This window comes from Lentibacillus sp. (assembly GCF_035301675.1).
Lineage (GTDB): Bacteria > Bacillota > Bacilli > Bacillales > Amphibacillaceae > Lentibacillus.
The window spans coordinates 44,103-60,611 of sequence record NZ_DATGTT010000065.1 but is presented as its reverse complement, the minus strand read 5'-3'; the positions used below and the strand labels follow the sequence as shown (position 1 = coordinate 60,611).

General features: G+C 42.1%; 13 protein-coding genes. 3 read left to right on the top strand and 10 right to left on the bottom strand.

The annotated features are described in order from the left end of the window. Window positions 1–28: 28 nt before the first annotated feature. The 3 genes from VK097_RS11740 (at window position 29) to VK097_RS11730 (ending at window position 3,474) form a co-directional block, all read left to right on the top strand. Window positions 29–673, top strand: coding sequence for a 5-bromo-4-chloroindolyl phosphate hydrolysis family protein (locus VK097_RS11740; protein WP_324211993.1), 645 nt, complete (start codon window positions 29–31; stop codon window positions 671–673). Then, window positions 670–1,824 (top strand): toxic anion resistance protein, encoded by a 1,155-nt coding sequence (locus VK097_RS11735; protein WP_324211992.1) that lies wholly within the window; start codon window positions 670–672, stop codon window positions 1,822–1,824. Before VK097_RS11740 ends, VK097_RS11735 begins: the two co-directional genes overlap by 4 nt. Window positions 1,825–1,944: 120 nt before the next feature. Further along, window positions 1,945–3,474 carry an FAD-dependent oxidoreductase gene (locus VK097_RS11730; protein ID WP_324211991.1) on the top strand — a complete coding sequence of 510 codons (1,530 nt, stop codon included), beginning with the start codon at window positions 1,945–1,947 and terminating at the stop codon, window positions 3,472–3,474. An 851-nt stretch (window positions 3,475–4,325) separates the two neighbouring features. Here VK097_RS11730 and VK097_RS11725 read toward each other — a convergent pair. The 10 genes from VK097_RS11725 to VK097_RS11680 form a co-directional block, all read right to left on the bottom strand. Beyond that, the gene (locus VK097_RS11725) at window positions 4,326–4,964 is read right to left on the bottom strand and encodes a DUF3889 domain-containing protein (protein ID WP_324211990.1); all 639 of its coding nucleotides are present in this window, start codon (window positions 4,962–4,964) and stop codon (window positions 4,326–4,328) included. A gap of 284 nt (window positions 4,965–5,248) precedes the next feature. Further along, window positions 5,249–6,169 carry a cysteine synthase A gene (cysK, locus tag VK097_RS11720; protein ID WP_324211989.1) on the bottom strand — a complete coding sequence of 307 codons (921 nt, stop codon included), beginning with the start codon at window positions 6,167–6,169 and terminating at the stop codon, window positions 5,249–5,251. A 14-nt stretch (window positions 6,170–6,183) separates the two neighbouring features. After that, complete coding sequence (gene dsdA, locus VK097_RS11715) at window positions 6,184–7,539, bottom strand: D-serine ammonia-lyase (RefSeq protein ID WP_324211988.1); 1,356 nt, start codon at window positions 7,537–7,539, stop codon at window positions 6,184–6,186. Window positions 7,540–7,579: 40 nt separating this feature from the next. Beyond that, window positions 7,580–8,425, bottom strand: a complete 846-nt coding sequence (locus VK097_RS11710) for a gamma-glutamylcyclotransferase (protein ID WP_324211987.1) — start codon at window positions 8,423–8,425, stop codon at window positions 7,580–7,582. 142 nt (window positions 8,426–8,567) lie between these two features. Beyond that, entirely contained in the window at window positions 8,568–9,440 is an 873-nt protein-coding gene (locus tag VK097_RS11705; protein WP_324211986.1) for a 5'-3' exonuclease, read from the bottom strand. Continuing rightward, a complete protein-coding gene (locus VK097_RS11700; RefSeq protein ID WP_324212103.1) occupies window positions 9,437–13,072 on the bottom strand; it encodes a dynamin family protein in 3,636 nt (1,211 codons plus the stop codon). Before VK097_RS11700 ends, VK097_RS11705 begins: the two co-directional genes overlap by 4 nt. 100 nt (window positions 13,073–13,172) lie before the next feature. After that, window positions 13,173–13,640, bottom strand: a complete 468-nt coding sequence (locus VK097_RS11695; RefSeq protein ID WP_324211985.1) for a CBS domain-containing protein — start codon at window positions 13,638–13,640, stop codon at window positions 13,173–13,175. 215 nt (window positions 13,641–13,855) lie between these two features. Further along, window positions 13,856–15,385 carry an acyl-CoA carboxylase subunit beta gene (locus tag VK097_RS11690; RefSeq protein WP_324211984.1) on the bottom strand — a complete coding sequence of 510 codons (1,530 nt, stop codon included), beginning with the start codon at window positions 15,383–15,385 and terminating at the stop codon, window positions 13,856–13,858. 22 nt (window positions 15,386–15,407) lie between these two features. Next, window positions 15,408–16,190, bottom strand: coding sequence for an enoyl-CoA hydratase (locus tag VK097_RS11685; RefSeq protein ID WP_324211983.1), 783 nt, complete (start codon window positions 16,188–16,190; stop codon window positions 15,408–15,410). A gap of 96 nt (window positions 16,191–16,286) precedes the next feature. Then, complete coding sequence (locus VK097_RS11680) at window positions 16,287–16,499, bottom strand: acetyl-CoA carboxylase biotin carboxyl carrier protein subunit (RefSeq protein WP_324211982.1); 213 nt, start codon at window positions 16,497–16,499, stop codon at window positions 16,287–16,289. Between the last annotated feature and the right edge of the window lie 10 nt (window positions 16,500–16,509).

Below are 16,509 nucleotides of genomic sequence, written 5' to 3'. Positions count from 1 at the left end.
TATTCATCAATAATGGGAGCTGACACATATGCGACGATTTTTTCAATTTATATTTCAGACAGCAATTGGCACCTCGACAGCTGTAGTAACCGGTCTGATCAGTTTTTTTGCTTATAACGCCGCCTTTATGATGTCGGGCTTGTATGCTCTCATTGGCGGGGGCGCCAGTTATTTTTTGACAAAACAGATCATGCACTATCGCTTTTTAAAACAAAAAGGGCTGAACCGAAAAGAATATAAGTATATCAACGAAAATCTTATCGAAGCAGACGAAAAAATAAAGCGCCTGCAGCGGACATTAAAAAGTGTCCGGAGTTGGCATCAGGCAAGACAATATTTCGAAATACTTGTAACAGTCCGGAAGATTTACGCCAACACAAAAAAGGAACCTCAACGATTTTATCAGGCTGAACCCTTTTACTATAAACATTTGGACTCCCTTGTTGCGTTAATGGAAAAATATGCTTATCTAAAATCACAGCCATCCCGATCTAAAGAAATAAATGAAGCGCTGGGGGAAACAAGAGAAACCATCACTACCATGGACGGTATCATCAAAAAAGATCTGCACGTGATGCTGAATGACGACGTGAACACGCTTCAATTCGAACTGGATGTGGCCAACCAGTCCTATCGACAAGCACACAAAAACGAAAGCGAGGCATTGAAATGAACGAACAGAACCAATCAAAACAATCTGCTGACATTGACGACCTGCTGGCAAATCCGTTTGGAGAACAGGAAACCCGAAACGTTCCTGGCAACGAAAAAGACAATCCAAGCGAACTGATCGATAAATTGCCTGAAGAAAGCCGGCAGAAAGCTCTCCAGCTGGCTGATCAGATTGACCCTAACAATTATCAGTCGATCACTCAATATGGAACCGAGGCACAATCGAAGCTGCTCAATTTTTCACATTCGATGCTGGAACATGTGCAAAAAAATGATACGGGTGAAATCGGCGGTATACTGGAAGATCTGATGAAAAAACTGGAACAGGTCAATCCGGATGAGCTTAAGCCGGAGAAACGCAGTGTTTTATCGCGAATGTTTGGCAAAATTTCGAACTCCGTAAACGAAATTCTATCGAGATACCAGAAAACTGGTGCTCAAATTGACAGGATCGGTGTAAAGCTGGATAACTATAAAAGTGTTCTGACTAAAGACAATGATATGCTGCAAGAGGTGTTTGACAAGAACAAAGAATATTTTGATGCGCTAAATATTTACATTGCAGCAGGAGAGCTGAAGCGTGAAAATTTGGAAACGCAGCTTATCCCCAGATTAAAACAGAAGGCTGAACAGTCCGGCAGCCAGATGGATGTACAGGAAGTAAATGACATGATGCAATTCGCCGAACGCCTGGACAAGCGTATACATGACCTGAAGCTGAGCCGTCAGATCACAACCCAAAGTGCGCCGCAGATCCGGTTAATTCAAAACACGAATCAGGCACTTGTTGAAAAAATCCAGTCTTCCATTTTGACCGCGATACCGCTTTGGAAAAACCAGATTGCCATAGCTCTTACACTTATCAGACAGCGCCATGCCATGGAAGCTCAGAAGCAAGTGTCTCAAACAACGAATGATCTGCTCTTAAAAAATTCCGAAATGCTAAAGACCAACTCCACCGAAACAGCAAAAGAAAACGAGCGGGGACTTGTTGATATCGAAACGTTGAAACAAACGCAGGAAAACTTGCTGACTACCATCGAAGAAACAATACAGATTCAAACAGAAGGAAGAGAGAAACGCCACCAGGCAGAAAAAGAGCTGACAGGTATGGAGAAAGAACTGAAAACAAAATTACTGGAATTAAAATAGGAATCGGGTGAACTGCCCGGTTTTTTATTTTGTCTTTAAATCAAGATTATCGGAATAAAATCTGATTCGTGAGTGAAACTAAAAAACAGCACTATAAAGGTATCTGGAAGGATTGATAATATGCCAAACGCTGAAAACATGCCGCAGTTTCCACAAACTTTCTGGAAAGATTCTATTTCCTTTCCAGATTTTCCAAAACTGAAAGAATCTATTAAAACGGACACAGCAATTGTCGGGGGTGGGATTACCGGCATTACAGCAGCTTATTTGCTGAGTAAAGAAGGCATAAAAGTTACACTTATCGATGCAGGTGACCTGTTAAATGGGGTTACTGGTCATACAACAGCCAAAATAACCGCCCAGCACGGTATGATCTATGATGAATTCATCCAGCATTTTGGAGCGGAGAAAGCTTCCCTGTATTATCAGGCCTGCATGGATGCTAAAAAACTCATTGAAGACACCATACAAACACATCATATAGACTGTGATTACAGTCAGGAAGATGCATATATTTTTACAAATTCGGACGAGTACGTGCCCCAGCTCGAAACGGAAAAGAAAGCCTACGATCAGCTTGATATTCCAGGTGAACTAATTAATAGCATGCCGCTTGATATACCAGTTAAATCCGTCCTGAAAATGAAAAATCAGGCTCAGTTTCACCCGCTAAAATATTTAAAAGTGCTGGTAGATGAAGCTGTTAACAATGGTTTACAAATATATGGAAACACAACAGCAGTGGATATCGAATACAACAAACACCCAACAATTATTACCAGAGACGAATGCCGCATTAATTGCAATTATGTGATTCAGGCATCCCATTATCCATTTTATGACGGGCAGGGGTTTTATCCGACCCGGATGTATCCGGAACGCGCCTATATTATTGCAGTCAAAACACCGGAAAAATTTCCGGGTGGAATGTATATAAATGCTGAATCACCATCACGCTCAATCAGATCGGTGAACATGGATGGGGAGGATTTGTGGCTGATTGTCGGCGAAAATCATAAAACAGGCCAAGGTAAATCAACAATGAAACATTATGAAGCACTTCAAGATTATGCCGAAAAACATTTTGGCATTTCTGAATTTGTATACAGATGGTCAGCCCAGGATTTAACAACGATGGACAAGCTCCCGTATATCGGATCGGTTACCAAGAATGAGGAAAATGTTTATGTTGCAACCGGTTATCGCAAATGGGGAATGACAAACGGTACAATCGCAGCGAAAATTATAACCGACCGGATCCTTGGTAACGATAATCCCTACAGTGACCTGTTCACGCCATCACGTTTTCAGGCTGACCCTTCAGTACGGAAATTTGCCAGAATGAATGCTGATGTTGCCAAACATCTGATCAGCGGGAAACTTGAATATACAAACGATAATATTAAAGACCTGGAGCCGGATGATGCAACAGTGACCAGAATTAAAGGCAAACGTACAGGTGTCTATAAAAGTCAGGATAATCAGCTGTATGCTATTGATACAACATGCAAACATCTTGGTTGTGAAGTAAACTGGAACTCAGGTGACCGGACGTGGGACTGCCCATGTCACGGATCGCGCTATTCCTATAACGGCGAGGTCATTGAAGGGCCGGCAAAAGAACCCCTGAATAAAGTTGAACTGGAGTAAATAAAAGCAGTCATTATGTTGGCTGCTTTTAATATTGTCCGTCCACTTTAACTTCAGGTAAGAAAAGAAGGGAGGAGGGGGTAATTCACTTTTGGATTGGACAACATAATTCTAAAAGCAAAAGATTTGGATAATTCACTAAAATTAATATGTTCTTTATTACGAACGATTTTTATACAAATGTTGAATACTCTGCAGCATCCATTATGAAATCATTAATGATTGATCTGTAATGATGCGCAACGGTAATCAGTTTGACTGAATTGTTAGATGGTGCGCACATTTCATACCGAATGCAAAATACTCGGGAGAAAAACAATAAATAATACATCAAAATTATAAACTTGTAACGTATTTTTTCATCATTTGTCCCACTATCAAAAGTATACTTTAAAATGAGACAATCAGTGAAACAAAATAACTTTCCTCGTAACAACTTCTGATAATATATGTTATGTAAACTAGAAGCAAAAATGAAACAGGGCGATATTCCAGATTCCCCAGTAAAATTAAGAATTGGTTTTCCGCCCCGGTTTATAACACACCATCAGTATTTATATGATTGACTTTGTCCTTTGACTTTAAAATGCAGTTTATAGCGACCCACCAAGGGTTGATCATACCAGGTTGCCGGACAGTCGCCCGACAGTTACAGTACCAACATGCAGCATGCCCAGTTTACCTTCTCCGACCGCTTCGGCTCTAAGCAACCCCTGCTAACAGGTTGATATGCTTATTCGTTGCCCTTATAACGGCCATGTTGCCGCCCCCATAATTCTACTCTATGACTTAATTACTGCCCATTTAATTTCAAGTACAGGTGAAATCTCAATACGTAAGTCGCATGGGCGTTATACTTCATTCACATTAAACGAAATAATCCGGTTGTTATTCGGGTTATAAATAACACTAGCACGTACTGTGATGGTTTCCTGAGCTGACTGAAGGCTGAATTCATAAGTTTCCCTCGTCCGTGATACGGATTCCTCTGTTGTGCTCAGAAGGCTATATTCAGTTACATTATAACTTGGATAGGCTGTTTGTGTTATTTCAAGTAAGTATCTTCCCCACTGCTGCTGCTCAACCTGTGATACGGGCGTAATTTGGATATCAATCACGCCTTTCTGTGGATTGACACCCAATGTTTCAAACACTCTGCGATGTACGTTAAGACGATTATTTGGATACCCTGGCACCTGATCAACAACTTCCACCAACATGGATCTTCCGGTGACAGGATAACTGACTAACAATATCTGGCCGCATTGGTACGGGGAATTCTCGCCTACTGCCGCAGTCATATATAGATTATCTGACCACGGAATACCGCATTTGGTAATCTGCCCTCCTTCTGTCCATGTGGCTGTGCCGCTGATAGACTGCTGCCGGGCATCGGGATACATCACATTTTGATAATGGAACTGCGGAGTATCATATGGATGGTAAGCATATGGATACATGTTATTAAAATATGGATTTGTCGGATACATCGATTCTCCCCCTGTCTGAATCAAACTTCATCAGTACAGTATGCATCTTTGGAATAATTCGTTACAGACGCCTTGAAAATACAGTTCTTAGACAGGTTTACAAAAAAATAGAATTATCAGTAAGAGAAAGGAGCAATGAAATGAAGCAGCTTGATTGGCAGATGATTCTATTTGTCGGGGGTTATCTCATTCAGGATTACTGGCTTTATTGGGGGTTACCGCGGATTTATTATTGGAGTGGGTCATATACAAAAAGCTGAAAAATGAGCAGCTGATAAAACTGCTCACTCATCAAAGAGATTCATACTTAAATAACGTTCCCCTGTATCAGGTGCCATGCATAATACTTTTTTGCCTTTTCCAAGCCGTTTGGCAACTTTTACTGCTGCAAACACTGCCGCCGCACCTGATAGACCGATGAATATTCCTTCCTCGCGTGGAAGTGTTTTAAACATATCGACCGCATCTTCATCAACAATCTGGAGAATTTCATCATAAACGGATGTATTTAGAATATCCGGTACAAACCCCGGACTCGTGCCAACTAGTTTATGTGAGCCCGGCTTTCCTCCTGACAATACGGGAGACCCTTCTGGTTCGGCAACAGCAATATGCAAGCCGGGGATTTTTTCTTTTAACACTTCACCCGTTCCGGTGATGGTTCCACCCGTTCCAGCAGTCGCCACAAACGCACCCAGTTCTCCATCCATCTGTTCAAAGATTTCCAAAGCAGTCGTTTTGCGGTGGATATCGGGATTGGCATGATTTTCAAACTGCTGTGGGATGAAACTGTTTGGTATTTCCCTGTTCAGTTCTTCTGCTTTTCTGATTGCACCCGGCATTTTTGCTTCACTGGGAGTTAGCACGACTTCTGCTCCAAAAGCCTTCAAAATATTACGGCGTTCCTGTGTACTGTTGTCAGGCATAACCATAATAGCCCGATAGCCTTTTGCAGCAGCGTTCATAGCGAGCCCTATCCCGGTGTTGCCGCTCGTCGGTTCAATAATTGTCGCACCTGACTTGATTAGCCCTTCGTCTTCTGCCATTTTAATCATGCTGTAGGCAGCCCGGTCTTTAACACTTTTGGTTGGATTAAACGATTCCAGCTTCAAAAATATATCAGCTGCATCTTCCGGTACAATATGATGCAACTGTACAACCGGGGTCTCTCCGATTAACTCTGTCATGTTCTGTGCCACTTTCATATAAAACAACCTTCCTACCTTAAACTCTTTCCTTTATTATAAAACATTTCCATATCGTTTTCAGGTACAAGCGATCCGCCGGTTGCCCATGCAATATGAGTGGCATTGCTAAAATCGATAGCATATTTTTTGACATACGGGGTTATTTGCTGGGGACCCGGGATCCCTGCTGTTGCTGATGGTTCAAGGTAAATCCCTTCAGTATCGGCAAGCATGGCCAACAGCCGGTACAATTCATTATCTTCCAGTGTATAAATTCCGCTCACCAATTGATCACTGATTGCTGTTGCAAACTCAGAAGGCCGTCCAACAGCCAATCCATCCGCTTCTGTCCGGTTATCAATACCGAAATCCTGTACACTGACGCGGTCCATTTCCCTGGTTACAAGACCAACTAGTACAGATGGTGAATGGGTCGGTTCAGCAAAAAAGCAATGAACATGATCACCGAAAACCTGTTTCAGCCCAAAAGCGATACCTCCCGGTGATCCGCCGACACCACAAGGAAGATAAACAAATAATGGATGGTCTGCATCAACTGTAATGTTTTCCCGCTTCAGCTGTTTTTCAAGCCTCAGAGCAGCAACACTGTAGCCTAAAAATAAATGCCTGGAGTCTTCATCATCAACGAAATAACCTTTGGGATCCGCTATCGTCTTTTCTCTGCCTGCAGAAATGGCTTCACTGAAATCACCTTCAAATTCCAATACTTCAGCACCATTTTTACGAAGCAAATCCTTTTTCCATTGTTTCGCGTCAATTGACATGTATACGGAGACATTGAAACCAAGTGTTGCGCCGATAATACCGATGCTCAGCCCTAAATTCCCGGTTGATCCAACCCCGATTGAATACTGACTGAAAAACGATTTGAACCGTTCATTTGAAAACATAGCGTAATTATCATTTTTTTGCACCAGCCCAGATTCCAATGCCAACTTTTCGGCATACTGCAGGACTTCGTAAATACCGCCTCTGGCTTTTATAGATCCTGCAATCGGCAACTCATGATCGCACTTCAAATACAACGCTCCATCTATTGCAGTGAAATAACTTTCCTTCATATGATTGATTCGTTTAAGAGGTGATTCAATCATCCCGTTTGTTTCAGTTGTCTCAGGAAATTCATTTTCCAAAAAGGGTGCAAAGCGCTGCCAAAGCAACTCTGCTTCTTCTATATCGTCCCGCGTTAATGGAAACGATGGCGTCTCGTTCATATTTTTCAGATTAGGGTTCATCCAGAATACAGGTTTTAAATCCATTATGTCCCTCATTATCGGGATTTTATTTCGCCAGTCATTTAGTTCCTGCTGAGTAAAAACGATAATAAACACCTTCTTTTCGAACTGTTTAATATTACCATTCCCCATAAGGGGGCTTATCATGTCACTGAACGTAATGAAAGCAGCATCATTCGCTCAAAAACTTAATCTTTTCCCGGATTTTCCGTAAATAGTCATCACTTAAATAACCCTCTCCGCCTCTGATAATTTCCGTACCATATAGTTTCGTCGGGGCCATCTCGGGCGATTTGCTGACTCCTATAAATGTCAGAGTCTGATAGACAGAGCCTTTGATTGAAACCGGAACGACGGCGGGTCTGTATGAATTGGCACGAACACCTTCCCGTTCATACAAATAGTCAACGGCATCATACGGGATATCGTAAACTTTTCCCTCAGCTTTTCCTCGCGTATTTTCCACCAAATCTGCCTTGCCGCCATCATCGGTATTTCGGGAGAATTGAAATTCGAAGCCTTCCAAAACTCCTTTCCCTCTCACATCCTTAAAATGATGGTCCACACTCGCTTTTTTTAGCCGTTCATCGTCCATGCACGATCCGTATGCGAAATAAAGCAGGCTACTCTGCTTCAAATAGTTGTAGACCAGCCAATCCCCGGATGAAATCAACTCAGAAACTTGATTGAACGCTTCTCCCGCCACATAAACGAAAGCATTGTATTGAGCACCTTTATCGTTATAAACCGGCAGAAGCTTGCATTCAAACAAGTTATCAGAACCGTTTTCCTTATATCCTTCCAATCGGTCAATCTCAGCAAGCTGGGGTTCTGTTACTTCATAGAGTTCGCCGCAGATTTGACCGGATGTATTTTGCTTCATAACAGGATAACCACTGCTGCTGTCGTATAGCTTCCCCTCTACAAAACATTGCTGAAATATACACTGTGAATCATTCAATAAATGATGATTTTTCCCGCCTCGTCTCAGGGTTCCATAAACAAATACTTTTGGCACTGAATTCACCCCGTGTTTCTTTAATATCCAACTTTGATAATGCTCTTTATTAACAAAATCCGGCTCCTACCTTTGGAATTCGATAAAAGCCAGGTTAAGAGGATGTTCAAACAGTCGCTATCCCCCTTTTTGAACACGCGCTTTAACGAATCAGTTTTGCTAGATTATCAAATTCCAAATCTGCTAATTTTTCTTCGACAAGACGTTTATCATATTGCCATAATGCATCATCCAGTGTACAGCTGACCGGAAGATCACACCTGATTTCTGCCAGCTGTCTTGATAAATGAAGCATTTCTGTGTTCTCCCGGATTTTCTTTTGCGCACCTTTTGGCAGCCTATCGATATTTTCGAGAATCCGGTCAATCGATTCATATTCCTGAATAAGCTTTAGGGCCGTTTTTTCGCCAATTCCTTTAACGCCGGGGTAGTTATCCGATGTATCACCCATTAGCCCTTTTAAGTCTATAATTTGCCGCGGATGAATACCTTTTTGATCGACGAACGTTTCCTTTTCAAAGATTTCATAGTTCCCGATCCCTTTGCGCATGATGGCTACCCGGATCCCATCATCAACAAGCTGTAAAATATCCTGGTCGCCGGTTACAATCAGAACATCATGGTCTTTAGCATAGTGCCTCGCCAGTGTACCCATGCAATCATCGGCTTCAAAATTTTCCAGTCCGACATTGGGAATATTGAAGGCTTCCACAACCTCTTTAACGAGATTGAATTGTGGGACCAGCTCCTCCGGCGGCTCTGAGCGATTTGCCTTGTAGCCGTCATATAAATCCGTCCGGAACGTTTTGCTCCCCATATCCCAACAGCAAATAACGTGCGACGGGGCGAATTTGTTTGCTGCATCAAGAAAATACCGCATAAATTGATAGACACCATTGGTCGGCATGCCATTCTTGGTTTTCATGAAATTTCCGCGGAATGCCGTGGCAAAAAATCCGCGGAAAAGTAACGCCATTCCATCCACGAGCATTATGTTATGCTGCTTTGTCGTCATTCTGCTTTCATCTCCTCATATTCAGTTAAAATTGAAGCAAGCTGTTCGTGTTTTTTGCGTAAGGTGCCGATGTCCACCGACTGATCACTGATCATGCGCAGCTGATTATCTATATAGCTTTCAGCATACCCGGCAATAAATTGTTGCATAGAGTTCATCATGTCGTTCCACTGATTAATATAGGATGTATGCATCGTTTTGTGATTTTCAGCAATATAAGCATCCGCAAAAGGATATAGCCGATCAAACAAACTTTCTTTCATAGTTTCTTTTTCATTTTTGACAAAAAATGCTTTTGTCCCGTTAAAATGCTTCAACTCTTTATCAAATGTCTGTGCATCAAGATTTATAAATGCCTGTTCATAATCAGGTGTCGACAGCTCCGATTCTTCAAAGTCAGGAGGCATAAAAGCATTGTCGATATCGCTGCTTTTATGGGTGTATTCAAGGTAAACCTCTTGTTTCAAATCATATATAAATGATTCGATACGCAGCGAAACCGCACGCAACTCCTGTAACAGCTCGTAACCGGTGTAATCAAGGAGGTTCCATAAACTGTTTTCCAGTTGCTGTTTAGCCTCTTTGCCCGATCCCGTAATGGTTGCCGGGTTAAAGGTTTCCTTGAATAAATCATGAAACCGGATCGACAGACGCTCAAGTACATAATATAATTGCTTCTCGAGCTTTTGGCTGATTTTCTGCTCATATAAACCAGTGTCAATTTCGTCAGCCAGCCCTTTCAGTGACGATTGTTTTTCCATTAATTTTATACGTGCCTGTTCTTTTTCTGCAGCATTCATCTGCAGAGAATCCAGATACTGCCGCACTGCCTGTTTTGCCCTGTGAATATCCCGGATAGCTGACTGAATGGTGATAGAAGCTAATTCGTGATGGATAAAATGGTCGAATGACACTTCAAAGGTTTTCATTTGATCGTTTAACGCTTTATCATGTCGTTTCTCCTCAAGCGATTGTTTACTCGAAACCGGAAACAGTCTTGGGAAACGGATGCCTAAAGCAGTCAGATGTTCTTCAATGTATTGCTGCACCATGCGAAGTTCTGAAGTGTCCTCTGCAAGGTCGGAAGCATTCATGATAAAAAACATCTTATCCAGATGAAAGGCATCTTTCACCCTTCCCAGCTGCATCAGAAATTCTTTATCAGCGCGTGAAAAGGCATGATTATAATAAGTGACATAAAGGATTGCATCAGCATATTTAATATAATCAAATGCGACATTGGTATGTCTGGCATTGATTGAGTCAGCGCCGGGTGTATCAACCAGTGTAATCCCTTCCCTGGTCAATGAACAATCGTAATAAAGATCAACCGACTCAAGATAACAAGCAATTGTTTCATCTGTCACATAAGCGGCAAAATCGTCTAAACGAATTGTTTGTTCCTGTCCGATTGCAGCTCTGCTGTAATCATAGCCATTTAAGATGGCAGTCAAGTATGCCTGATGCGTTTTATGCAATTGGTCACTCTGATGAATACCGTGTTCGGTTATCCATTCCAGTAATTCATCAAGATTACCTTCTTTGGGTGAAAAGTGACTGATCAGTGATGTCAGATCTTTAACAAGCGTCGTTTCGTCTTTCATTTTAACGACTACAGTTCCATGCCTCTTTTGTTCAGAAACCGGATGTATGCGGTTAATAGCTGCTGTTGTCGGGTTAGGCGCCGATGGAAGAACATGTTCCCCGATCAATGCGTTAGCCAGGGATGATTTCCCGGCACTGAATGCGCCAAATAGAGCGATTGTGTATGACCGGTTGTTCAGCCTGTCATATTTTCGATTCAAATCATCCATAATAGACTGGAACCCGGGCAAGCCTGAAATCGTATTTATTGTATTTTCCAAATCAGAAAATATATGGCGGGTCGGATACGCTGGTTTTTCTGCTGGCTGATCAGTCATTTCCACAATAGCGGGTTCGCTTGTCTCTAGAACTGGAAAAAATTCCGCTTGTGTGATGGATACTTGTTTGACTGCCAAGTTATTTTCCATGAATTTCAAAGTATCCAATTCCGGTTCTGGATCCGCAAAGGCTGCATCCACTTTATGAATTTTTTGCTGGAGTTCATTTTTTAACGTTTCCTGCTTCTCCTGCTGCATATAAATTTGCTCCAGTTCATCACGTTCGGACTCATATGCGGCTGATTCATTGGCTATTTTCCGTGATATTTCATCATGAACGGACTCCCAAAGTTTCAGCGCTTCCTGTTTATATGCTTGCTTCACATCATGACTGATATCTTCGGTATAGCGCAGAATATAGTCACCATTCACTGTTGCACCAGGTTTGATTAACGCTTTTAGGGAGCCGGAATCATAGCTGACTGATATATTTTGAATTTTCTGTGTTAATTCCTGATTATAAAGGCCATATTCTTGCAGCAGATTCAGCAATTTATCACGAAGCCTCCATTGTACTGACGCCTCGATATTTTGTTGTAATCCATTTAACAGATCATCCACCCGTTTATAGCGTTCTTCCTCCGTCTTTTTCTTTGACCCAAACAACCCGACTTTAAAATCACTCTGCTGGGATTCCAAAAATAATTGGACAGTATCACGCAGTTTTGCCGGCATCAGGTAGGCATTTTTCAAAGTGGTGTTCAAGTCGTTGCGGAAATCTTTTTCCATCTGATCCGGTATGCTGTTTAAACGTGAGATTTCAGCATGCAGCTCATCCAGGCGCACTAAAACATCTGCTGGATCATCTCCATCTCTCAGTTCCATTTCTGCCGCTTCGTTTTCATAAAGCTGATACAAATAATCTTTATGCTCGTCAATAACCTGGTTAACAGATCGTTCGATATTAAATAAGTCGTTACTCTGTGTATCAAGCAAATAAAACAGTTTCATTTTAATATCATCGATCTGGTTATGAGGAGCATTGGCCTCAATCAAAGAAGAATAATAGATTATTTCCGGGTGAATACCCCATTGATCAAACGTTTGTTTAATTTTTTCGACGAAATTCTTAAAAGTTAGCTCCTGTTCGTTGTGTTTGTCGATCTGGTTAATAATCATGTACACAGGTATCCCATAATCCTGCGCTTTTTTTAGGAAATGCAAATTAACTTCTGACTGGACATGATTATAATCCATGACATAAAACAGGGCATCCACAAGATGTAATGAAGATTCGGTAATTAATCGGTCCGCATCATCTGCGGCATCAATGCCGGGTGTATCGATAATCGTACAACCATCAGGCAAAATCGCCTCTTTTGTGCTTATCTCGATTTCTTTGATATTGCCTTTATTTTTCGCATATTCCTTTATGATATCGATATCATATGGTTCTTCATATTCAAAAGTTGCCCCCTCGTCCGTATAGACACGTGCAGATCCTCTGCCGGACTTTATTTTAACGACGTTTGCACTTGTTGGTATCGGACTCTTTGGCAGGATTGATTTTCCGAGAAGATGATTGATCATTGAGGACTTGCCGGCAGAAAAATGACCAGTAAAACTGATCATAAACTCCCGATTATTCAATTTTTCATAGATTTGCAGCAGCTTATCAGCACTTTTGGCATCGCCATTTTCGGTTATTGCCTGGTAAAGGGCTGCCAACCGCTGCTGTGTGATTTGAGTCTGTTTTTCTTTTGTTATCATCACGCTGTTCGTTTCCCTTCCATCCAAACATTTCTCATAGTATTATAGCAAAGCATCATTGCTTGCGTCGACACTTTTCGTAAGCGGGGGCAATCAGCCATTATTCATCCGATTCAGCAATCACTTTATTATACACTGACCGGATAATATCTCCGCGGCTTATAACACCAATAACCTTATTCGATTCATCAACGACCGGTATTTTTTTGAAATGATAGCGGGAGAAAATCGACAACGCTTTTTCAATGTCATCGTCTGGACGGACGGTATATACCTTTTTCTTCATAATTTCCGAAGAGTTATGTTCAATACTGGTTTCTATTTTATGCCTTAGTCCTTCTTTTTCACTGATGAACACCATGGAAAAAGCATCATAAATTGTCCGGCCATCCGGCTGCAGGTAGCGGATGACATCACCGTCGCTGATTATCCCGATCAAATGGGCATTTTCATCAACGACCGGAACACCGCCAATTTTATGGTCGACAAATGATTTCAAAAGGTCTTTAATTTTAATATCTTCCTGAACAGAAATCACATCGGTAATCATGAAGTCCTGAATCTTCATTGTCGTCACCCCTTTGTTTATTGGAGTATCTACTGTTTCATATTAGGCAAGGATAAACTTTGCCTTCACTTTAATCGTATCATATTCCAGCATTTTAAGCGTAAAATTGATACTTATTTACATAATATTATTATGGTTAACCAAAGTGCGATCTTATAATATCTATACAGAACACTCCTAAAAAACCCCCGGTATTCATGCCAGGGGTTTTGCTACTACACAGGATATACGCCATGTTTGCGATCTGTGAACGTTATGTTTTTTGCTTCATATATCTTGTATCGTTTAATCAAGTCATCCCGTAAGTCTTCCGGGTCAACAATGGCATCTACAACCATTTCCGACGCTAAGCGGTAAATATCAATGTTATCTTTATATTCTTCCTGCTTTTCCTTTACAAAAGCAGGCCGTTCTTCTTCTGGCAATTCCGCTATTTTATTGGCGTATACAGCATTGACGGCTGCTTCAGGCCCCATGACGGCAATTTGGGCTGTCGGAAGCGCCAGGCAGGCATCCGGCTCAAACGCGGGGCCGGCCATTGCATAAAGTCCTGCACCATATGCTTTGCGTACAACGACTGAAATTTTTGGCACGGTCGCCTCACTCATCATTGCCAGCATTTTGGCACCGTGGCGGATGATGCCTGCTTGCTCCACTTTTGTTCCAATCATGAAGCCCGGAATATCCATCAGGAAAAGCAGCGGGATATTAAACGCGTCGCATAATTGAATGAACTTCGCACCCTTATCGGCTGAATCAGGAAATAATACGCCGCCCTTCATTCTCGGCTGGTTGGCAATGATCCCGACTGATTTGCCGTTTATTCTGGAGAGCCCGGTGATTAATTCAGGGGCGAATTTTTTCTTAACCTCACAAAAGCTGTCTTCATCGATAATCCGGTTAATAAAATCGTACATGTTAAATGGGGCATTCTGGTTTTCCGGAATCAGGTCTGTTATTGATTTTTCAAATTCCTTAACATCTTTCGGCTCAGCAGTTTCAGGCTTATGTCTGAAATTTGCCGGAAAATAGTCAAGGTAGTTGCGTGTGTAGGTTATGGCTTCCTCTTCAGATTTTACCAGCACATCCCCAACACCGGAAACTGAGCAATGCATATTGGCACCGCCCATTTCCTCAAGACTGACTTTTTCACCGATAACTTTTTCAGCCATCCTTGGGGATCCCAGATACATGGAAGCGTTGCCGTCAACCATGACAACTATATCACAAAATGCCGGTATGTATGCACCTCCCGCCGCTGACGGCCCGAATAGCAGACAAACTTGCGGCACCCGTCCTGACAATTTAATCTGATTATGAAAAATACGGCCTGCCCCACGGCGTCCGGGGAACATTTCGACTTGATCAGTAATACGTGCGCCTGCTGAATCAACAAGATAAAGCATTGGAATTTCCAGCTTTGCTGCTGTTTCCTGAATACGGACAATTTTTTCCACTGTCCGTTTGCCCCAGGAACCGGCCTTTACGGTGGAGTCATTTGCCATGACACACACATCCTGGCCGTTTACCTTTCCTATCCCCGTCACGACACCATCTGAAGGCAAACCTTCATCCATACAATTTGCAAAAAAAGCATCTTCTATGTCCATATCCCCATCAAATAGCAGCTCAAGCCGTTTACGGACAAACAATTTTCCTTTTTCTTTATTTTTTTGATGGTACTTTTCCTGTCCGCCTTTTTTAATCGTTTCCACACGGTTTTTAAAATCTTCAGTAAAGCTCATTTTTCATCCTCCCTGCTTCAGCTTACTCGCCCTGGTAGACAGGTTTTCGTTTTTCTTTAAATGCGTGCAGCCCTTCAAGCCGATCATCCGTCGATACTGTTTCTTTATAGCATAAATGTTCAATCGAAAGGCCCGTTGTTATATCAGCCTGAAGGCCTTGATTAATAGCCGTTTTTGCCTGACGGAGTGCAACAGGCCCGTTTTTAATAATCGACTGTGCCATTTCAATGGCTTCCTCCAGCAAATTATCTGAGGACGCAACCTGCTCGGCAATGCTCAGTTGGAATGCTTCATCAGCGGAAATCGGCTTTGCAGAAAATATAAGACGTTTAGCCTGACCTGGACCGATTAACCGCGGGAGACGCTGTGTTCCGCCAGCTCCGGGTATAATGGCCAGAGACGTTTCGGTGAGTCCCAGTTTGGCATGGTCAGCGGCTATTCTGATATCACAGGCCAATGCCAGCTCCAGTCCGCCTCCAAAAGCAGCACCATTAATTCCTGCTATAACAGGCATTTTCATATTTTCAATGTTTGCGACCGTGCTTCCGATGTATTGAACAGCCTCAACTACCTGTTCTTCGTTCATCCCCTTACGTTCCTTGAGATCAGCTCCTGCGCAGAAGACTTTTTCGCCTGAGGCAGTAATTATGGTACACCGGATTGAATCATTCGCATTAATTTTTTGAACATGTTCGTTTAATTCATCAAGCAGACCTTTTGACATCGCATTCATTGCTTCAGGCCGATTCAGAGTTAGGATGGCGATGTGATCATCTGTTATCTCATAATCAATTAATGATGCCATGATTGATCATTCTCCTTTCATGGTAATCAAGCTGAAAGTTCCGATTAAACAGCTGTCCCAGACCCCAGCAAGGGACTGGAACAATATAGAGCTTAATCATTCAATGATCGCAATGACGTCCCCTTCATTGACGAAATCACCTTCTGCAACCTTTAATTCTTTGACAGTGCCATCCGTATCAGCTGCAATTGGTATTTCCATCTTCATGGACTCCAAAATAACAACATCCTGATCAGATTCCACTTTATCACCCTCGCCTGCTGTAATTTTCCATACATTGCCTGCCATAGATGCTTTGATTTCTGTCATATTAAAGACC

Bases quoted from the DNA above. Each gene is read 5' to 3' on its own strand.
- VK097_RS11740 (WP_324211993.1), top strand. From the start codon at position 29: ATGCGACGATTTTTTCAATTTATATTTCAGACAGCAATTGGCACCTCG.
- VK097_RS11735 (WP_324211992.1), top strand. From the start codon at position 670: ATGAACGAACAGAACCAATCAAAACAATCTGCTGACATTGACGACCTG.
- VK097_RS11730 (WP_324211991.1), top strand. From the start codon at position 1,945: ATGCCAAACGCTGAAAACATGCCGCAGTTTCCACAAACTTTCTGGAAA.
- VK097_RS11725 (WP_324211990.1), bottom strand. From the start codon at position 4,964: ATGTATCCGACAAATCCATATTTTAATAACATGTATCCATATGCTTAC.
- cysK (WP_324211989.1), bottom strand. From the start codon at position 6,169: ATGAAAGTGGCACAGAACATGACAGAGTTAATCGGAGAGACCCCGGTT.
- dsdA (WP_324211988.1), bottom strand. From the start codon at position 7,539: ATGGGGAATGGTAATATTAAACAGTTCGAAAAGAAGGTGTTTATTATC.
- VK097_RS11705 (WP_324211986.1), bottom strand. From the start codon at position 9,440: ATGACGACAAAGCAGCATAACATAATGCTCGTGGATGGAATGGCGTTA.
- VK097_RS11700 (WP_324212103.1), bottom strand. From the start codon at position 13,072: ATGATAACAAAAGAAAAACAGACTCAAATCACACAGCAGCGGTTGGCA.
- VK097_RS11695 (WP_324211985.1), bottom strand. From the start codon at position 13,640: ATGAAGATTCAGGACTTCATGATTACCGATGTGATTTCTGTTCAGGAA.
- VK097_RS11690 (WP_324211984.1), bottom strand. From the start codon at position 15,385: ATGAGCTTTACTGAAGATTTTAAAAACCGTGTGGAAACGATTAAAAAA.
- VK097_RS11685 (WP_324211983.1), bottom strand. From the start codon at position 16,190: ATGGCATCATTAATTGATTATGAGATAACAGATGATCACATCGCCATC.
- VK097_RS11680 (WP_324211982.1), bottom strand. From the start codon at position 16,499: ATGACAGAAATCAAAGCATCTATGGCAGGCAATGTATGGAAAATTACA.